Consider the following 20,054-nt stretch of genomic DNA (forward strand, 5'->3'; position numbering starts at 1 on the left):
ACCAAAAAGCTCTAACCACAAAGGACACAAAGGTCCACGAAGGCATCCTGGAGAAAAGCGTCCTTTGTGCGCCTTCGTATCCTTTGTGGTTAGCTTGCTTTTCGCAGCTAAGCTCTGGCTTCGTGAGGTTGCTTCAGTTTCACTGCAATCTCAATAAACGACAGCGAGGCGCGCCCGGCTATCCCCTGCCTTTTTGTCCATCTCCTCAGCTGCCTCCGTTCCTCCGCGTTTCAAAGGTTTTTCTGAGCAAGAGTGTTTGATCGGGCTGAGTGCTGATTGCTTGCTCACGACTGCTAAAATCGTCAACCATGCGCGCTGTCATCTGCGAGACCTACGGCGGTCCTGAAGTCCTGGAACTGGCGGACGACATCCCCGTGCCCCAGGTGGGCCCCAACGGGGTGCTGGTGCGCGTCTATGCCAGCAGCGTGAACCCTGTGGACTGGAAGGTGCGGCAAGGCATGCTCGCGCCTCTCTGGGACCTGCGTTTCCCCGTGATCTGGGGTTGTGATTTTTCGGGTGTTGTGGAGAAAACCGGGGGAGCGGTCACGCTCTTCAAGCCGGGCGACGAGGTGTACGGCTTCAAGCACGGTAAGGTTGCCCAGACTTATCGTGGCACCTACGCCGAGTTCGCCGTCGCGCCGGAAAACACGCTGGCGCACAAGCCAGCCCGTCTCAGCCATGAAGAAGCCGCGGCGGTTCCGCTGGCGGCGCTCACCGCCTGGCAGGCGATGGTGAACCTGGGCAAGCTGGCTGCAGGAAAGAAGGTCCTGATCCATGCCGGCGCCGGCGGCGTGGGCGTGATGGCCATACAGATCGCCAGGGCTCTGGGAGCGTTCGTCGCCGCCACAGCCGGTCCGCAGAACCAGAGCTTGTTGCGCGAACTGGGCGCAGACCTGGCGATTGACTACACGCGCGAGAGGATTGAAGACAGACTGTCCGGTTACGACCTGGTGCTCGACGGCGTCGGCAAGAGCGTCTGGGCGAGTTCTTTCAAAGTACTGCGACGCGGCGGGCGTCTGGTGACGCTTACTCTGCCCGTCCCCAAGCCGCCGGCGGGGAAGATGAAGTTTTATGGAACCATTGTGGCCAGCGTGGTGGGGAATTGGCTGGGCAGCATGGTGCGACAGAAGTGGCTGTGGGTGGTCCAGGTCAAGCCGCGCGGCGGTGATCTGGAAAAAATCAGCGCGCTGATTGAAGCCGGCAAGCTGCGCCCGGTGATCGAGAAAGTTTATCCGCTGGAGCAGATCGCCGAAGCCCATCGCCAAAGCGAAAAAGGACATGTCAGAGGGAAGCTGGTCGTGAAAATCAGCAGCTAGCAACACAACTAGCCGAGTCGGTAGACGCTATCCCGCCACTCCGGCTTCTTCCACTTTGCGCTCGCCCACCTGCTGGCGCCACATGGCGTAATACAGGCCCTTCTGCTCCAGCAATTCCGAGTGCCGCCCGGATTCGGCGATGCGGCCACGCTCCAGGACGTAAATGCGGTCGGCGTGCATGATGGTGGACAGGCGGTGGGCGATCAGGATGGTGATGGCTTCCTGACCGCTGGCCACGTCGCGAATCGTCCGGGTGATTTCTTCTTCCGTAAGCGAATCGAGCGAAGACGTGGCTTCGTCAAAGACCAAAAGCTGCGGATGGCGCAACAGCGCCCGCGCGATGGAGAGGCGTTGCTTCTCGCCGCCGGAGACCTTCACGCCGCCTTCGCCGATCAGCGTATCCAGGCCGCGGTCGGCACGGGCCAGCAGGCTGTCCGCGGCAGCCTTGCGCAGGACTTCCAGGCATTCGGCGTCCGTGGCGCTGGGATTGACGAAGAGCAGGTTCTCGCGAATCGAGCCGGAAAAGAGCTGCGTGTCCTGGGTGACAAAACCGATGCGCTCCCGCAGGTCGTCCAGGTCAAGCCGGTTGGATGGAATTCCGTTGTACAGAATTTCGCCGGAGTGCGGCGCATAGAGTCCCACCAGCAGCTTGACCAGCGTTGATTTGCCCGCGCCCGACGGGCCGACAAAAGCGATGGTATCGCCGCGCGCCGCGGTAAAGCTGATCTTGTCCAGTGCCAAGGCCGTGGCCGTGAGATGGCGGAAGCTGACGTGGTGGAATTGCAGCGTCATCAATTCGTTGAACGGCTCGGGGTTTTCCGGCTTGGGATCGCGCGGCGTGTCCAAAATAGTCTGGAAATTCTGCAATGAGACCTCGGTTTCGCGGAACGTGTTGATGATGTTTCCCAGCTCCTGCAGCGGGGTGAAGATGAAAAACGAATAGATCATCAACGAGAAGAACTGTCCCACGGTGATCTGCTGCAGGAAGATGAGGTACAGCATCAGGAAAAGCAGCGTGGTGCGCATGGCGTTTACGGACGTTCCCTGAATAAAGCTCAGGCTGCGCAGGAATTTCACTTTCTTCAGCTCCAGGCGGAGGATCTTTTCCGTCACGCCGTTCAGGCGGGCCACTTCCTGGCGGGCCAGCCCCAGACTCTTGACCAGCTCAATGTTGCGCAGAGATTCCGTGGTGGACCCCGCCAGAGCGGTAGTTTCCGCCACAATGGTCTTCTGGATGGTCTTGATGCGCCGGCTCAGCACCGAACTCATCACGCCCAGCAGGGGCACGGCGATCAGAAACGCCGGCACAATGGCCCAGTGCACGCTGAGAGCGTAGATGACGACAAAAATCACGCCCACCAGCGACGTAAACAGCGTGTTGATGGCGGCGTTGAAGAACTTTTCCACGTCCAGGCGGACCTTTTGCAGCTTGCCCAGGGTCTCGCCGCTGCGCTGGTCTTCGAAGACCTGGTAGGGAAGGTCCAGCGAGTGGTGGATCCCGTCAGAGTACATCTTCGCGCCCAGGCGCTGGACAATCACGTTGACGAAATAGTCCTGGAAGTTTTTAGCCACGCGCGAGACAAAGGCGACGCCCACCGCCGCCAGCAGCAGCCATCCCGCGCCGCGGATGAACTGCACTTTGGTGTACTTGTTGTACTGCGTGGCGTAGTTGTCAATCACATGGCGAAAGATCAGCGGGTCCAGCAGGGAGAAAACCTGGTTGGTGGCCGCCAGAACCAGGGCCAGCGTGATCAGCTTCCAGTACTGCTTCGAGTAGGTGTAGAGAAGTCTCATAGTGGTAAGGATTCTCGATGGTCAGAATCATGGTCAGAATCAATGATGATCAAGAGCGGCGATGATAAAGAATCAACGCTGGGGCGACTACGGCTGCGCGAGCCCGGTGCGGGCTCCGCTGCCCACAGGCCCAGTCTTTAGTAGATCACACCCGTAGATCACACCCTGTAGACCACACCGCAGATTACACCCAACTTGACTTAGATTGAGCTGCCGCCGGTTCGATGCAAAAAAGTCGCCGGGCGCGTCGCCGTCCGGGGAGTTAGGCCGTTCGGCTCCCGCCGGCAAAATGCCGGAAAAATGTCCGACTTTGCGCTTGCAATTTGTCGCCGTCCGTCGGATACTTACTTGGTCGTTCAAGTAACAAATGTAATTAAACGAATCATGGCAGCTCCAAAATCCACCACCCGCGAACGCATCATCCAGGCAGCCGTGGAGCTGTTCTATGCCCACGGGTACGCCGGCACGGGGATGGCGGAGATCCTCAAGAAAGCCAACGCCAACAGCGGCAGCTTTTATTTTTTCTTCACCGGCAAAGAAGACCTGCTAATGGCGGTGCTGGATTGGTACCAGCAAAACCTGGGGCCGGTGCTGCTGGCGCCGGTGTTCAAGCAGTCCAAAGACCCCATCAAGCGCATTTTTCTTTTGCTGGAAAAGTATCGCCAGAACGTGGTGGTCACCGAGTTTGCCTTCGGCTGTCCTCTGGGACGCCTGGCGTTGGAGATTGAGCCGGACCGCCGAGCGGTGCATGACAGGATCGCCGCCAACTTTACCGGATGGTCGCGCGCCGTGGAAGAGCTGCTGGCCCAGGCGAAAGCCGCGGGCCGCCTGCCCGACGACTGCGATCTCCGCCAACTCTCCCGCTTCGTGCTGACGGTGATGGAAGGCGGCGTGATGCAGGCGCGTTCCTACCAATGCATTGAGCCGTTCGACGATTGCATCAGCCAGCTCCGCGCTTATTTCAAAACGATGGAAAGCTCACAGCGCAAGCCAATGAACCGCGCCCGCAAGGCCGGAATATCTCAACGAAGAAGGAAAACAAAATGAAATCCAAAACACTATCGTTGTTCGTCGCCATTATGCTCGTCGTCGCTGCGCCGCTTGTGGCTCGGGCCCAAGGCGCGGCGCCGGAAAACGCGCGCGACGTCGCCACCGTCAAAGCCGTTGATTTTGCCTGGATGACTGGCCGCTGGATCGGCCGTCTACAGACGGCGACGGCGGAACAGATCTGTTCTACCGTTCAAGCCGGCGAAATGCTTTGCTTGTTCCGGATATTTGTTCAAGGCCAGCCGGTGATGTATGAGCTCTACACCATTTATGACACGCCGAAGGGAGTGGAGATACGCTCTCTGAATTTCCCCACGGATCTGACGGACAAAGTCCTGCAGCAGCCGCTGCTCATGGTCCTGCAGAAGTACAGCAACAAAGAAGTGGTTTTTGCCGGCGCGCCCGGGGCCCAGGTTGAGACGTCCACGCTGCTGCGCGATTCGCCCACCACCATGAACGGCATCATCATGTTCCGCGACCAGAAGGAGGCGCACATCCGCGTGCGCTGGGAGAAGGTCGCGTATGACGCCAAGGTGAATTACAACCCGCCTGTGTCCAAGCCATAAGCGCCGCGCGCAGGCTTCGCTGGTACCGCGTTTCCGGTAGAATGGCGCTTCCGAACTGGAGATGAATATGCGCGCGGTGCTTTGCAAAGAATGGGGTAGTGAAGAAAAGCTGGTGGTGGAAGAGATCGGCGCTCCAGCCATGCGCGAAGGCGCAGTTCGGCTGGCGGTCCACGCTGCGGGCGTGAATTTTGCCGACCTGCTGCTCATCGCAGGCCAGTACCAGGAGAAGCCGGCGTTTCCCTTCATTCCCGGAGCCGAGGCCGCGGGCGTGGTGACTCAAGTCGGCCCGGGCGTCAGCGGAATCAAAGCTGGTGACCGCGTGATGGCGCTCGCGGGGCTAGGCGCCTACGCAGAAGAAGTTGTAGTCGAGGCCGCCAAGGTCCTGCGCATCCCTGAGGGGATGGATTTTGCCAGCGCCGCGGCGTTTCCGGTGGCTTACGGAACATCGCACGGCGCGCTGGAGTGGCGCGCGCGACTCCAGCCCGGCGAATGGCTGTTGGTCACCGGCGCGGCGGGGGGCGTGGGCTTGACCGCCGTAGAGATTGGCAAGGCCATGGGCGCCAAGGTGATCGCCTGCGCTGGGAACGCGGAAAAACTCTCGGTCGCCCAGCAACACGGCGCCGATCACCTGATTGATTATTCAAAAGAAGACATTCGCGAGCGCGTAAAAGCCATCACCGGCGGACGCGGCGCGGACGTGATCTACGATCCCGTAGGAGGCGACGCCTTCGACGCCGCGCTGCGTTCCATTGCCTGGGGCGGAAGGATCATCGTCATCGGCTTTGCCGCCGGGCGAGTGCCGCAAATTCCCGCCAATATTGTGCTGGTAAAGAATGTTGACGTGATCGGCTTCTACTGGGGTTCTTACCAGAAGCACAAGCCGGGGCTGGTGATTTCGTCGTTTGCCCAGCTCTTCCGCTGGTTCGAAGAAGGCAAGATCAAGCCGCATGTATCGCTTCAGTTCGATCTGGAGCACACCGCACAGGCGCTGGAAGCGCTGCGGGCGCGGAAGTCCACGGGCAAGGTCGTGATAACGGTGAGATCGTAAGCGCCTTGGCGCGCATATAATCCTGGCCATGCTGAAGCCGGACCTCGCACAACTTTGGGAAGAACACACCAGGCACGAGTTCGCCACGCGCGACACTGAGTCCACGCTGGACACCATGGTGGACGACGCCTACGTCAACCACATTCCGGTGATGACCGGCGGTTACGGCAAGAGCGCGCTGCGCACGTTCTACTCGCAGGACTTTATTCCCAACATGCCGCCAGACACCACGCTCACGCCTATCTCCCGCACCGTGGGCGAAGACCAACTGGTGGACGAGATGATCTTCTCCTTTACCCACACACAGGAGATGCCCTGGATGCTGCCCGGTGTCCCGCCGACGAACCGCCGGGTGGAAGTCCCCTTGGTGGCGATCGTGAAGTTCCGCGACGGCAAACTGGCGCACGAGCATATCTATTGGGACCAGGCGTCCGTGCTCAAGCAGATTGGGTTGCTGAATGACCCGCGGTTGCCGGTCTTCGGCGTGGAGACCGCGCGCAAAGCCGTGGATCCGCGGTTCGATCACAAAGCTCACGGCAGGTGAGCCATTTGCGTTGTGTACTGTTGCCGCAGGAAAACTCCCGGATTGGATGGGAAGCCAACCTGTGATATAGACGTGACTCATGATCTGCCGTCATTGCGGAATAGAGAACGCCAGTGCATTTGGGTATTGCGCTTCTTGCGGGAAGCCTTTGCAGGCGGTGGACGCCTCGGCAATTCCGCCGCCCACTGCTGCGACCGAAGCTCGGCCCGCGGGAGTGCTGGGGCTACTAGCAATGTGTTTGGCTGTGCTCCTGGCAATTGTTGCGGCTGTTGTGGCATCGCGAGCCTATGCAGGCCCCCACGCGTCCGCCGAAGGATACTTGATTGGAACACTGCTCGGTGCTCTGGGTTTCCCATTCATGATTGCGTACCTGGCCGCGGGCCGCAGAAAGTCGCGCAATCCCCGGGCCTTTGCCTGGATTTTCAGCGCCATAACTGTTTTGTTCGCGTTTGGGAGTCTGACCAGCAATATTGGCTCCATCAAAGCGGAGACCGGGGAACAAATGGCCGGCCGGCTGATGCGTGAGGCCGCTGGCTTGCAGCCGATCCACCAGTCGCTATTTTCTGGCCGCCGCAAGATGGAAGACGGTTTGCGCGCCCAGTTCAAGAAGATGGTCGACGTGAACAAGGACTATATGGAGAAAGTCGGCCAGCTCGATACCAGCGCCGTCTCCGAGCTCAACAGCTCCAAGTCCTTCGTCCAGCCTGAGGTGGGAGACCTGGCGCTCAAGCAAATTCACGCCGTCTATGACCTTGACGTGGCCCAGGAGCAACGACTCGCCCAGATCATTTCCGATTTGCGCAAAGTATTGGACTCAACCGCGTCCTCGGAGTCAGAACGGGTGGAGATGGAAAAGGGGTTTGACCGGGGCATGCAGGAAGCCATGACCAAACGCTCCACCACGGTTGCCGCCGAGAAAGCATGGGTGGAGTCGTTAGACGAAGAGTATCAATACGCTCGCGCCCACCAGGCCAGCCTGCGCGAAGCCGATGGCCGCGTGGTGATCCAGGGCCATGAAATTGTGCTGGAGTTCAACCGGAGAATGCGGCAGCAAGAAACACAGCGCAAAGAGTTTGTGAAGCTGCAGCAGGAGTTCACGCAATTCCAGGCGGACACCCTCAGGAAAGCCGGCCTTAAGCCGGAAGACATCGGCAGAAAGTAGCGCCCAAGACCGATCCTGCCTTCTTAACGCAATTTTCACGGGACCTTCACAAGCCTTTTGCATGGCTCCTTTGTAATGCGCGGTTACAGAAAAAAGGAGAGTCCCCATGCGTCTTTTTGGAATTCCACAGGCAGCTTTGCTGGCATTGGTGCTGGCCGCCGCCGGAACACAGCCGGCCCACGCTCAAGGCGATCCGCACAAGGTCAAGCACATTATCGTCCTTATGCAGGAGAACCATTCATTTGACAACTATTTCGGCGCGCTCGCGTATGCGCCGGGGAGCCCGTACCACACGCCGCGGAGCGAAGACCGCGACGAGCGCGATGGTGGCTGCCGCAAAGATGATCACAACTGCGTGGACGGCTTGGCTTGCCGCGTGGATGCGGCCGGTAATTTCACCTGCCGCAATGCAAACCGCGATGACGACGGCAGCGCGGTGTTCGCTTTCCACGATTCCCGGCGTTGTGTGGCGCCTGATTTGGACCACGGCTGGGCCAATACCCATCGCGAAGCCAACTTCAATCGTCCCAATGACACGTTAGTTCAGGGGCTGATGGACGGTTTTGTCCGCATCAACGACAAAACCGAACAGTTGGACAAAGGGGTGGAAAACACCACCGACGACCAGACCATGGCCTTTTACAACCAGCGGGAAATCCCCTTCTATTACGACTTGGCGCAGAAGTTTGCGATTAACGACCGTTACTTCGCGTCCGTCCTGGGGCCGACGTTCCCCAACCGTTCTTACTTGATGGCCGCCACGTCATTTGGCCATCTCACCACCAGTGATAGCTTCCCGCCTCCGGGAAGCGGCGGTTACAAGCCGATTACCGGCACAATTTTTGATCTGATGGAAAAACAGAACGTCACCTGGGCAGACTACTTCCAGGACGTGCCGCAAGCCGGCAGCTTCCGTCCGTTCCCCTCGCCCATTGATCCGCATTTTCTTCCGCTCCCGGTGTTTCTGGGGCAGCTTGCCGGAAAACCTGGACTGCCGCCGCTACCACAGGTGGCGTTTGTGGATCCCAACCTCGGCGTGCTAGGTATCAAGAATGAAAATGACGAACACCCGCCCACGGACATCCAGCGCGGCCAGGCGTTTGTTTCGCAAGTGATCAACGCCGTGCGCAACAGCCCGTTTTGGCCGGAGACCATCATCGTCCTCACTTATGACGAGCACGGCGGGTTCTACGACCACGTGCAGCCGCCACGGGCCCGCCAGGGACATGCTCCCAACCCGGATGGTATTGATCCTGGCCAGTGCGCTGATCTCTCCAACCCGCCCTTGAGCCTGCAGCCCGGCAAAGGTGCGGAGTGCTCCACCAACCTGCTCAGCAAGACGGACAACAGCGTGGCCGATGCCGCCGATCTCTGCCCGGAGTTCGCAAAGAACCCTACCGGGCCGTTTCCGGCGGCGTGCGCGAACTTTGATCAGTATGGAGTTCGCGTGCCATTTGTGGCCATATCTCCGTTTTCCAAGCCCAGCTACGTGTCGCATACTGTGGGCGACCACACGTCCATCCTGGCCTTGATTGAAACCGTGTTCATGACTCCAGCCGGGGCTGGCAAGCACGGTGATGACGATGATCAGGACGCGGTTGAACGCCCCCACCTGACTAAGCGCGACCAGCACGCCAGTCCGCTGTTGGATATGTTCGATTTCGCCAATGCACCGTCCCTAGGTACTAAGCTCGGCCAAGCCCTGCCGCCAGCCAATGACTGTACTCCTGAATAGCGCCTCAGCCCCCTCTTTGGCCCGCCATCTGGCGGGCCATCGTTCTTTGTAACTATAAGATAATGCAAGATAAACGTTCGGCATTTTGCCATGTGATGGCCGTCAGATTTGACTGTGAGCCGGGTCACTGCTGAGAAGCTCCATTCCTCCGTACTCTTCTATATGCATGTATGTTTCGTTGCAGCTCAAAAGCAACACTTTTCACTTGCAAAGGGCGCTAGCTATGCTAGAGTGGGAAAAAGGACATGTACCAAAGGACATGTACCAGCCGGTACGTGGCAGCTTTTGGGCAGGAAGTGAGCACGAACGTGAGACGGATGACTTGGCCTGACGGAGGCCACGCAAACAGGTTTTCTACAATTCCCGCAGTCGGGGAAGAAGCCGGAAAAAGCGGGACCGCGGTAAAGCCGGTCGCCAAGCTGGGTTCACAGAACCAGCTCAAATTGGCGGCCATGCGCCTGGCCATTGTGGTGGCGACGGCCTTCAGCCTTCGCTACTTCTACTGGCGCGCGCTGTACACCGTGAATCCGGCGGCCCGCGTCTTCTTTTATGCATTCCTTGTAGCTGAGGGCCTGAGCTTTTTTGAAAGCCTGCTCTTTTACTTTATCGCCTGGAACCCGACACGCTACACGCGCATGCCCCCGCTGCCTGGCCGCACGGTGGACGTTTTCATCCCCACCTACAACGAACCGGTTGAACTTTTGCGGGAGACGGTGCTTTGCGCGGTGAACATTCGCTATCCGCACAAGACCTACGTCCTGGACGACGGCAATCGCCCGGAAGTCCGCAAATTGGCGGAAGAGTTCGGATGCGGCTACATTTTCCGAATCAACGGCAAGCATGCCAAAGCCGGCAACCTGAACAACGCGCTGCAGCAGACCAGCGGCGAATTCATCGTCACCCTGGACGCCGACCACGTGGCGTCACCGCAGCTGATTGAAGATACCATCGGGTTCTTTGCTGATCCCAGCGTGGCGATTGTGCAAGGCTCGCAGGATTTCTACAACATGGATTCCTTCCAGCACCTGGTGAACTGGAAGACCCGGGCCGGCTGGCAGCAGCAGGAACTGTTCTTCAGCGTGATCCAGCCGGGTAAAGACCGCCACAACGCGGCCTTCTATTGCGGCAGCCCGGGCATGGTGCGGCGCGCGGCTCTGGAAGAAATTGGCGGTTTCCCCACGGAAACGATCACCGAAGACATGCACACCAGCCTGCGCCTGCAGAAGAAGCAATGGCGCGTGGTGTATTACAACCGCACTTTGGCCCGCGGACTGGCGCCGCAGACTTTTACCGGTTTTGCCACGCAATGGCAGCGCTGGGGACAAGGCTCCATGCAGGTGTTGCGCACGGAAAAGCCTTTCCGCAGCAAAGAGCTTTCTTTCGCCCAGAAAATCTGCTATCTCGGCTCTTTCTATTTCTATTGGATGAGCTGGGTCAAGTTGTTCCTGGTGACCACGCCGATCGTCTCGCTGCTGCTCGGGGTATTCGCCCTGGTGACCGATCCTCTTTCCTACGCGAACTATTTCCTGCCGTACTTCTGCCTGAACCTGGCCTGTTCCATGATCATGCAGGGCGGGGTGCGCAATTTCCTGATGAGCGAGTACTTCAACCTGCTGAAGATGCACGTCCTGATGAAAAGCGTCGGCGGGTTCTTCCAGCGCGGCATGCTGTTCAAAGTCACACCCAAGGCTCAGGCGGCGGCTGCCCGCTTGACCGAGATGATGCTGCCTCTGTGCCTGGTGGTTATGCTGGGTCTTTCGCTGGCGGTGGGCATCCTGCGCATACAGCATGTGGCCCTGTGGGGATATTTCTTCTGGGCCTTGACGGTAAACATTTTCTGGGCCGTGGTATTCATGCTCACTATGAGCCTGGTGCTGTGGCGTTCCATGGAGCGCAAAGAAGCCCGGTCGGGATACCGGTTCCGCGCGCATCTGGACATCCCGATGAAAGTTTCTTATGCCAACGGGCATGGGCCGGTGAGCTTTGAGCATTTCGCCCGCAACCTGAACCGTTCCGGCGTCTCGGTGACGCTGGAAGACAGCATTGTGCCGGGCACCAATGTGGACTTGGAGCTGGTGTTGCCCAACCACGTGGTGCACGCGCAGGGCAAGGTGGTGCGCAACTACACTTATCGGGTGAAAGGTTCCATGAAGATCTCCAACGGAATCCGCTTCGACGCGATTGCGCCTACCGACCAGGATGAAATCTCCAAATATCTTTTCTGGGAGATTGCTCCCAAAGAAGGAGAACTGCTGAGCCTGACGCAGGCCAGCCGCACAGGAGAACAGGCATGAAAGTCCGCTTGATGGTATTGGCAGGTTTTCTTCTGCAGGTGGCCGGTGCGCTGGGTACTTCAGGTGTAGCACAGGCGCAAGAGTCTAGCGCAACGCTTTATGAACGCGCCAGCCGGCTGGAGGCGCAAGGGAAGTGGCAGGAAGCCGTTCCGTTGCTGGAGCAAGTAGTGAAGCAGGAGCCTACGAATTCGGCAGCGCTGTACAAACTCGGTTCGATGAAGAGCTGGCAAGCCGGTGGCCGCAATGAAGCTCTCGGCCTGCTGCTTCGCGCCTGCGACTTGAGCAGCGGCAACCCGGACTATTGCAGCGCGTACGCAGAACTTCTGAGCTGGAATTCGCAAACCCGGAGTGAGGCCGTCACGCGCCTGCAGCAGATTCTGGCGGCGCATCCGGAAGCGGTCTCCGCGCGGCTGCGTTTGGCGCAGATTTGGAGTTGGAGTGACGCCACGCGGCCGCAAGCCGTAGAGCTTTACGAACAGGGCCTGAAACGCGATCCGGAGAACGTTGATCTGCTGGTTGGTTCAGCCGACGTGCTTTCGTGGTCCAGCGCCGGACGCGCCAAGGCGATGGTCCGCTACGACCAGGCGCTGCAGGAGAATCCAGACGAAGTACGGGCCCTTACCGGCAAAGCGCAGTTGCTTTCCTGGCGAGGTCTCAGCAATGAAGCTCTGGTCCTGTATGATCGAGCGCTGGCCAAGGACCCGAAGAATGTCGCAGCCCTGCGGGGCAAAGCAGAGATCCTGAACTGGAAAGGCCACTACGCGGAAGCGCGTTCACTGGCGCAGCAAGCTCAGGCCGTGGAGCCGGCGGACGCCCGGGCACGCCTGGAGTTGGCGCGGGCTGACGTTGGCCTGCACCGGTATGTAGAAGCGCGCCAGGCCATCGCCGACGTGAGCGGCACCGTGGGTCCGGGCTTTGTGGATACCAAGCAGGACATCCATCGCGGCCTGGGGACGTATGTGGAACTGGGCTACGCTGACCGGCGCGAACACGACCTGGCCTACGATCGTTTCGCCTTGTCGTTGTCCACGCCGTTAACGCCCGGTAACCGGCTTACGTTCAGTTACCGGCCAGCGCTGTTTGACGCCGGCGTCCAAGGCTTCAATACCAATTACTTTGCCGCGGGTCTCGACTCCGAAGTCAGTGACAAATTCACCAGTCATTTTCAGGTAGGCGCAGAGACCTTCAACAACGCGCCTTACAATCTTGACGCCGGAATGGACCTGCGTTACAAGCCCGTTCCTTCCACGGTGCTGAAGTTCGCTTTTCTTCGCCAGCCGGTGGAGGAGTCGTTGCTCTCGCGCCGCGGATTTGATGTGGGCGGCCTCTTTCTGGGACAGGTCCGCACCAACCTGGCATCGGTGGGCGCCAGCTATTACAACTCCGCGCACAAGTACGACCTCTCGCTCGACTATACGGACGGCGTTTACACCGGACAGCATCTCGATGCCAATCGCCGCTACTCGATTGAGGGACAGATCGGCAAAGCGTTCCACAGTGATCGTCCGTACGTGCGCGTGGCGTATGGCGTGAACTACACCAGCTTTGATCACGATGCTGACATCCAGCCCAGCCTGCCGCTCTCCAGCAAGACCGGCGGTTACTTCAGCCCGACACGTTATCTGCTGAACCAGGGTATTTTGACCTTGTCGCACCACTTCCCGCATAACGTGGGATGGGACGCGACGGCCACCGCAGGCGTGCAGAACGTGCAGACGGACACGGCTTCCTTCAGCAACGCGCAGTTTGCCAACAGCGCGGGCACGCACTTCTTCTGGCGGGCCACGCCGATGAACGACCTGACGTTGGGTTACGACTATCTGAACGTCTACAACGCGTTCCACAGGCACCTGTATCAGTTCACATGGCGTCATTACTTCTAGACAAAGCGGCAACCCAGAAATCAGCCAACGGCAAGCAGCTTGAGCGCCGTCCGCAGCTCTCCGGCGAAGAGCCGGACCGGCTGGGGCTGGAGCGCGGGTTGGCGCTGATGGTAATCCTGGTGGCTGCCGCGTACCTGCGCATGCGCAGCCCGCTGTACAACACCGCTTACATGGATGAATCCGTGTATGTGGTGTACGGGCGGATGTTCCTGGCGCACCATTTTGAAGCGCCGATGGACACGCCGTTGCAATGGACCTTTGGCTGGTATTTGTGGCCGGCCATGGCCGCCATCGCTGACCGCATCGCCGGCTTGGTGGGCCTGCGTGAACTGGCCGCCGCCATGGGGACGCTGACCGTCGCTGCGACCTATGGTTTCGCCAGCCGCGTGTTTTCCAAACCCGTGGGGTTGGGCGCGGCCGCGGTGATGGCCATCCTGGGACCGGCGGTGTTGGTTTCCCGCATCGCTACCCGCGACTCTGGCTCCATCTGCTTTTTTGCGCTGGCACTCTGGGCTTTTGCCTGCGCATGGCAGGAAAACAAGAAACGCCACTGGGCCCTGGCAGCGTTGCTGTTGTTCGCGGCATTCTTGTGCAAGTACCTGGTCGCGATCTATTTCCCGCTCCTGGTCATTCTGGCGTTGTGGAAGGGCCGTAGCAAGGCGGCGCTGATCTTCGCCTTGCCGCTGTTCGCCGCGTGCGCGGCTTACTGGACGCTGCATTCGTCCGATCTGCTGCATCTGCTGCGCTATGGTTCCGGGTACAGCTCTTTGCGCGCGCCCGATGCTCTCGCTATCTATGTATTCTCCCGCTGGGACTTCTGGTTGCTGGCGTGGCTGAGCGTGATGGCCTTCGGCGAGAAACAATGGCGCGCTCGCGTGGCGTGGATGTGGGTGGGAGCCGTGTTGATGCTGGGGTTCCAGTGGCAGTCGCACGCTGACTACGACTATTGGAAGCACGTGAATTACGCCATGCTTTTTCTGGCGCCGGCCGCCGTCGCCGGAGCCGTGTTCCTGGTCCGCCAGTTCGTGCCGCACAACCATGGCACGCAGTTGGTTTGGGGAACGTCCGCCGTCCTGGCGCTGGCGTTGGGCGCCGGCTTGCTGGGCAAAGTACAGAGCTTTGAGCAGTTCGTTTTCTGGCCCAACGTTGGTCCGGTGCTGGCGTATTTTGAAGGGCGCCTCACCCCGCAGGACCGCGTGCTAGTGGACGATACGGTGTTTCGTTATTACTTCCATCCGCCTCTGGGCCAGGGCCAGATTACTGATCCCATGTACTTCTCTTATCACGACGCCGCGGGCCAGAGGATTACCGGGGCCGAAGCGTACCAGGCAGCGGTCCGGGAAAATGCTTTCAATTACGTAATCCTGGATGGCGGCATGGGCGGGGAAGCGCAGAGCATGGACGCGGCGATCCGCCCGTTACTCGTCGGTTATCAATTGCAGATGCGCGCACTGGACCCGACCCTTGGCCACGCTATTGAGATTTACGCGAGGCCGGCCACCGCCGAGGCCGCTGCTTCAGCGCAAGCTTCGCCGGCGGGTACGTCAAGCATCCGCATTCTGGCGCCGGCAAGCGGCTCGACGGTCAGCGGCAAGGAGATGACGCTGGAAGGCATCGCCAACGGCGCGCAAGCCGGGTGGTACGTCCAGGTGGAAGTGTTTACTGACAATTGGCATCCGCAGGGTGACGCGGTGGCCATTGCCCCGGATGGAACGTTTCACCAGAAAATCTCTCTCGCCGGGGAAGGCCAGCAACAGTGCTTTCACCTGGTGCGTGCGCGTCTGAGCGATGCCCGCGGTAACTCGCGCGCGGTGGCGCTCAACTACGGCATTGCCCGCGCGGGCGGCGAGTGTACAACCGCAGTTCAGGCGCACTAAGTTTTGGCGGCGGATAAGGACCTTCCATCACCGCCCGCAAGTCGGTTTCCCCAACAGGGTTTTCGCGCTACCATAGCCGGCATGTTTCCGGGCGATACCAAACTTCACTTGCTGCATGACGACACCTTCCGCCGGCTGTGCCGCGCCCGCGACCTGCTGGCCGCCAGCTACCGGACTCCCATCGCTCTGGACCAGGCGGCCGGCGAAGCCTGCTACTCCGCGTTTCACTTTCATCGCCTGTTCTCCGCTGCATTCGGCGAAACGCCGCATGATTTCCTCACGCGCCGCCGCATGGAGTACGCCAAGAGGCTCCTGGCGTCGGGCGAGATGACGGTCACCGAGGTCTGCCTGGAAGCCGGCTACGGCAGCCTGGGGTCATTCAGCGCCAAGTTCCACGCCACGGTGGGCCGCTCGCCGGTTGAGTACCAGCGCGAGGTGCGGCGGATGTTTGGCTACATGGCTCCATGGCGGATCGTTGCCATGCCGATGTGCTATCTCAGCAGTTTCGGAATTCCAGACTGAACAGCAAGAATTGAGAAGCAACCGTCCGCGCGGCTCGGGTAGATTGTTGCCCAGGAGGCAAGATCATGATTCAGCGCATGGCGCACACCGCGATTTTCGTCATGGACCAGGACATCGCCAAAGACTTCTACGTCAACAAGCTGGGGTTCGAAGTCAGAATGGATGAATCCATGCCCAATGGTTTTCGCTGGCTCACCGTGAGTCCCAAAGGCCAGACCGACCTGCAGATCATCCTGATGAAGGTGGTTCCGTCGCCGAAGGAAATTGATCCGCATCGCCAGAAGATCAAGCCTGAGGACGTTGACACGATCCGCGAGCTGATGAAGAAAGGCGCGTTCGGCGCCGGCGTCTTCCAGACGGCCGACTGCCGCAAGACCTACGAGGAGCTGAAAGCCAAGGGCGTGGAGTTTCTTTCGCCGCCGAAAGACCAGTTTTACGGTGTGGAATGCGTGTTCAAAGATCCGTTTGGCAACTGGTTCAGCATGACGCAGCCCAAAAATGCTTAGGCGGCTTGAGTGTCTTTGAATAGCAACAATGAACGCGGCCGCGGCAGTTAGCGCCCGGCGGCGAGTTTGAGCAGGTTGCGGAAGCGGTCAGTCTGTTCTTTGTCTTCTGGGTTGGTGCTCAGAAACTCCACGCCGTAGTAGTAGCCGCGGCGGTGGCGTATTACACCCGGAGCGCGGACGGGGCCGCTGGAGTAGGGCGGAGTGAACTCGACAAACACCTTGTCGTCGGCGCGAAGTTCAATGCCGGCAAACACCAGCATGCCGCCGTCACTGATGTCGTTGGCGCGTGCTTCACTGATGCGGGTGTTTTCATCCCGGGCAACGATGAGGCGAATCGGGAGATTCAGCCGGTAGCGCTGCCAGCGCCTGAAGATGGCCCTTTCCTGCGCGGGTTTCATGGTCATTGGGGGTACTGTCCGTGTGCGCGCCTGGGTTGCCATGGAAAGATCATAACGTTCCAGCCGCCGGTCCGAAAGTTACAGAAGTCCCGAACCGGTTTGAGTCCCTTGAAACTTGCTTTAGGTTCGGTTCAAGCTTGTGCAAAACCGCACATCGAAAACCCCTCATACAATCCCCCGGTAAGCTGAGGGACGGGCCCAGCATCATCGGCTAGCGGAAGCGTTTATCCATCTGAACCGGAAGGACTTATCTGGCGCCACCATTGGGAAATAATAAGGATACAGGGGGCCAAACAGCCTGGAGCCAGAAGGGTGCAGCCGGGATCCGTCCGAGGTCTTTCGCGCGAGAATTCTTACAACAGATACCTTAGAGCACAGCGATGACAAGATCTCGTGCTGCCATTGTAAAGCCTTTTGCCGACTGAATGCGCGGAGGCCGCGAAGTTTGTTTGAGTATCATTCTGGGAATAGAGCGATACAGTGGCAATGCGCCGCAGGCTGGTGTTTTTGAATAAAGATAGTTTGGTGGACCTGGTCGGGATCGAACCGACGACCTCTTCCATGCCATGGAAGCGCGCTCCCAACTGCGCCACAGGCCCACGCTGTATCCTTCTATTCTCGCCGAGGCGGCAAAAATCGTCAAACGGAAGCTTGACCGTGGGAGTCCAAGCAGTGTGAAGGGCTTTATTTGTGGCAAACTGAAACTATTCAGGCGTTATTTTCGTCTTTCAAACAGGGGGAGAAGTTATAAACTCTCAACGGACTTACCTGAAACCCGACTGATGGAATCCCCTACCCCACGCCGCCGCCCCATTGCGCTCAAAGAGCCGACGCTGATTGCGCTGGAGACCCTGCGCACGCACAAACTTCGTTCCTTCCTGACATTGCTGGGGATGATTCTTTCGGTGGCCACGCTGCTGGTGGTGGTGGCGCTGGTGGCGGGCAGCAACAAGTACATCGCTGACAAAGTTGCGAATTTCGGGGCCAATGTCTTTCTGATCACGCAGTACCCCATCATTACCAACCAGGAGCAGTTCAACAAGCTGCAAAAGACCAACAAAAAAATCACCTGGGAAGACTACGAGTTCGTTCGCGATAACATGAGTCTGGCCAAGAACGTGGGCTTCCGGCAGGGCCGGCTGGCCAAGTCCAAGTACCAGACCAAAGACCTGGAAGACGTGCGCATTCTGGGCGTGACGGCCAACATGGGCGAGATCGGGCTGCAGGAACCGGAGTTCGGCAGGTACGTCACGGACGCAGACAATGAACACCGCGCCGACGTGGCGATGATCGGCCACGAATTGGCCAAGCGTTTGTTTGAAGGCACTGATCCGCTGGGCAAAGCGGTGCTGCTGGACGGCAAGCCTTACGAAGTAGTGGGCGTGGCGAAAGAACTGGGTACCACGTTCGGACAATCGCAAGACCAGTTTGCCGTCATCCCGGTGATGACCTACCGCAAGTTTTACGGCACCCAGGAGAGCGCTTCCATCCAGATCCAGGCGGTAAAGCAGGAATGGATGCCGGCGGCGGAAGATGAAGCAAAGCAACTGATGCGCGCGCATCGCCACATCAAGCCGAAAGACGACGATAACTTTGGACTGATTGAGCCCTCGTCGGTGATGGGGCTGTGGCAGAACCTGACGGGAACGCTGGCCAATGCTTCCGTGGGCATCGTTTTGATCTTTGTGCTGATCGGCGGAATCGTGGTGATGAATATCATGCTGGCCAGCGTGACGGAGCGCACGCGGGAAATCGGCGTACGCAAATCGCTGGGCGCAACGCGGCGCGACGTGCTGCTGCAATTCATGGTGGAAGCCTCAGTGATGTCCGGGGTGGGCGGGGTCATCGGCGTGGCCGTGGCTTTCGTCATCGCGTTCCTGATTGGCGCCCTTACGCCGGTGCCGATGAGAGTGCCGCTTTTCGCGGTGCTCGGCTCGGTGATCTTTTCCAGTGCCGTTGGACTGTTTTTCGGCGCGTATCCGGCGTTCAAGGCCTCCAAACTCAATCCTATCGAAGCGCTGAGGTTTGAGACCTAAGCCATGATGCGATCAAAACTGCTTGCGGAAAATGTCAGGATGGCGCTGGAAACCATTCGCACACATAAGGTGCGTTCGTTCCTGACGGTGCTGGGCGTGGTGGTAGGGGTGGCGGTGGCCATTGTGGTGGCGTCCATCCTGATTGGTTTTGAGAGCAACGTGCAGGCGTCGCTGAACGAATTTGGCGTCAATAATCTGTGGGTGTTCCGTTTTGATTTTGGGTTTCACGCCCGGCTGTCGGCGGAAGAACGCCAGCGCAAACCGTTGACCATGGAGGACGCCATGGCCATCCGCGATGAATGTCCGGCGGTGAAGAACGTAAGCGTTTCAGTGTTTCAGCGCCAGGGGCAGGGACCGCAGCCGCAGCGGATTGCCCGCTACAAAGGCAAGGAACTTACGCTGAACAATTTCTACGGAGGCATCCCCAGTTACGTGGAAGTGGACAACGGGGCCATTGCAGACGGCCGGTTCTTCGGCGAAGCCGAAGACCTGCATCGCGCTGACGTGGTAGCGCTGGGAGCTGACGTGGCCAAAGCCCTGTTTCCCAACGAAAGCGGCGTGGGCCGGCAGATCCAGATTGACGGCAACACCTACACGGTGATCGGCGTCTTTGAGAAGAAGAAGAACACCACGCTGGGCGGCGGCGATGATGACGTGATCATTCCGTACCGCACCTACCGCAAGCGCTATCCCCTGGACGATGAGCACTTCATCTCCGCCATGGCGTATCCGGGGATGAAATCAGTAGCGGAAGACCAGATCCGCGGCCTGCTGCGCATGCGCCGCCGCGTGCCGGCGGACAAGCCGGACAGCTTCGGCATTAGCAGCGCAGAACAGCTGGGCCAGCAGTTCCGCGACATTTTGGCCAACATTGTTCTGCTGATTGTGGCCGTGGTGTCCATTGGCCTGCTGGTAGGCGGCGTGGGCGTGATGAACATCATGCTGATGTCGGTGACCGAGCGCACGCGCGAGATCGGCGTACGCAAGGCGCTGGGCGCGCGCAAACGCGATATCAGCATGCAATTCATCACTGAAGCCATGACGCTGACCGGGGCCGGCGGAATCATCGGCGTACTGATTTCGCTGGGCATCAGCTTCCTGATGCGCGCCTTGAATTTCCCCTCGCTGGTACCGGTCTGGGCGGTGGTGGTGGGAGTGATCGTCTCCTGCAGCGTGGGCCTCTTCTTTGGCATCTACCCGGCGATGAAGGCTGCGCGGCTGGACCCGGTGATCGCCCTCAGATACGAATAAGTCATAAATTTTCAGAAAGTTGAAACTTTTTCAGGCCCCCATCCGTCCCTTATATGTAAGGCCCTGACTTCCAGG

General features: G+C 59.2%; 16 protein-coding genes and 1 tRNA gene. 14 read left to right on the forward strand and 3 right to left on the reverse strand.

The features are described 5' to 3' along the window. The first annotated feature begins 308 nt into the window (after nt 1–308). On the forward strand, nt 309–1,316 hold the full coding sequence (locus tag LAO20_05220; protein ID MBZ5530813.1) for an NADP-dependent oxidoreductase: 1,008 nt from the start codon (nt 309–311) through the stop codon (nt 1,314–1,316). Between the two features lie 27 nt (nt 1,317–1,343). On the opposite strand, the gene LAO20_05225 is transcribed toward LAO20_05220, so the two are convergent. Next, nucleotides 1,344–3,110: an ABC transporter ATP-binding protein/permease gene (locus LAO20_05225; protein ID MBZ5530814.1), complete on the reverse strand. Its 1,767-nt coding sequence runs from the start codon at nt 3,108–3,110 to the stop codon at nt 1,344–1,346. 384 nt (nt 3,111–3,494) lie between these two features. On the opposite strand from LAO20_05225, the gene LAO20_05230 reads away from it, so the two are divergent. The 11 genes from LAO20_05230 (at nt 3,495) to LAO20_05280 (ending at nt 16,294) form a co-directional block, all read left to right on the forward strand. Then, nucleotides 3,495–4,157, forward strand: coding sequence for a TetR/AcrR family transcriptional regulator (locus LAO20_05230; protein MBZ5530815.1), 663 nt, complete (start codon nt 3,495–3,497; stop codon nt 4,155–4,157). Beyond that, on the forward strand, nt 4,154–4,723 hold the full coding sequence (locus LAO20_05235; GenBank protein ID MBZ5530816.1) for a DUF6265 family protein: 570 nt from the start codon (nt 4,154–4,156) through the stop codon (nt 4,721–4,723). The genes LAO20_05230 and LAO20_05235 overlap by 4 nt, the downstream gene beginning before the upstream one ends. A gap of 67 nt (nt 4,724–4,790) precedes the next feature. After that, nucleotides 4,791–5,771, forward strand: coding sequence for an NADPH:quinone oxidoreductase family protein (locus LAO20_05240; protein MBZ5530817.1), 981 nt, complete (start codon nt 4,791–4,793; stop codon nt 5,769–5,771). Between the two features lie 28 nt (nt 5,772–5,799). Beyond that, entirely contained in the window at nt 5,800–6,315 is a 516-nt protein-coding gene (locus tag LAO20_05245) for an ester cyclase (GenBank protein MBZ5530818.1), read from the forward strand. 358 nt (nt 6,316–6,673) lie between these two features. Continuing rightward, nucleotides 6,674–7,477 carry a hypothetical protein gene (locus LAO20_05250; protein ID MBZ5530819.1) on the forward strand — a complete coding sequence of 268 codons (804 nt, stop codon included), beginning with the start codon at nt 6,674–6,676 and terminating at the stop codon, nt 7,475–7,477. A 106-nt stretch (nt 7,478–7,583) separates the two neighbouring features. Continuing rightward, a complete protein-coding gene (locus LAO20_05255) occupies nt 7,584–9,212 on the forward strand; it encodes a hypothetical protein (GenBank protein ID MBZ5530820.1) in 1,629 nt (542 codons plus the stop codon). A 308-nt stretch (nt 9,213–9,520) separates the two neighbouring features. Further along, the gene (locus LAO20_05260; protein ID MBZ5530821.1) at nt 9,521–11,506 is read left to right on the forward strand and encodes a glycosyltransferase; all 1,986 of its coding nucleotides are present in this window, start codon (nt 9,521–9,523) and stop codon (nt 11,504–11,506) included. Next, a complete protein-coding gene (locus tag LAO20_05265; GenBank protein MBZ5530822.1) occupies nt 11,503–13,389 on the forward strand; it encodes a tetratricopeptide repeat protein in 1,887 nt (628 codons plus the stop codon). The genes LAO20_05260 and LAO20_05265 overlap by 4 nt, the downstream gene beginning before the upstream one ends. Beyond that, nucleotides 13,371–15,266: a glycosyltransferase family 39 protein gene (locus LAO20_05270; protein ID MBZ5530823.1), complete on the forward strand. Its 1,896-nt coding sequence runs from the start codon at nt 13,371–13,373 to the stop codon at nt 15,264–15,266. The genes LAO20_05265 and LAO20_05270 overlap by 19 nt, the downstream gene beginning before the upstream one ends. A gap of 81 nt (nt 15,267–15,347) precedes the next feature. Then, on the forward strand, nt 15,348–15,788 hold the full coding sequence (locus tag LAO20_05275) for an AraC family transcriptional regulator (protein MBZ5530824.1): 441 nt from the start codon (nt 15,348–15,350) through the stop codon (nt 15,786–15,788). A gap of 65 nt (nt 15,789–15,853) precedes the next feature. Beyond that, nucleotides 15,854–16,294 (forward strand): VOC family protein, encoded by a 441-nt coding sequence (locus LAO20_05280; GenBank protein ID MBZ5530825.1) that lies wholly within the window; start codon nt 15,854–15,856, stop codon nt 16,292–16,294. 47 nt (nt 16,295–16,341) lie between these two features. Here LAO20_05280 and LAO20_05285 read toward each other — a convergent pair whose 3' ends face one another. Together LAO20_05285 and LAO20_05290 are read right to left on the reverse strand one after the other, a co-directional pair. Continuing rightward, nucleotides 16,342–16,698, reverse strand: a complete 357-nt coding sequence (locus LAO20_05285) for a PilZ domain-containing protein (GenBank protein ID MBZ5530826.1) — start codon at nt 16,696–16,698, stop codon at nt 16,342–16,344. A 517-nt stretch (nt 16,699–17,215) separates the two neighbouring features. Beyond that, a tRNA-Ala gene (locus LAO20_05290) sits at nt 17,216–17,291 on the reverse strand. Nucleotides 17,292–17,474: 183 nt separating this feature from the next. On the opposite strand from LAO20_05290, the gene LAO20_05295 reads away from it, so the two are divergent. Both LAO20_05295 and LAO20_05300 read left to right on the forward strand, forming a co-directional pair. Then, nucleotides 17,475–18,728: an ABC transporter permease gene (locus LAO20_05295; GenBank protein ID MBZ5530827.1), complete on the forward strand. Its 1,254-nt coding sequence runs from the start codon at nt 17,475–17,477 to the stop codon at nt 18,726–18,728. Between the two features lie 3 nt (nt 18,729–18,731). Next, nucleotides 18,732–19,979 (forward strand): ABC transporter permease, encoded by a 1,248-nt coding sequence (locus LAO20_05300; GenBank protein MBZ5530828.1) that lies wholly within the window; start codon nt 18,732–18,734, stop codon nt 19,977–19,979. The last annotated feature ends 75 nt before the right edge of the window (nt 19,980–20,054 follow it).

The organism is Terriglobia bacterium (assembly GCA_020072815.1).
Lineage (GTDB): Bacteria > Acidobacteriota > Terriglobia > Terriglobales > Acidobacteriaceae > Angelobacter.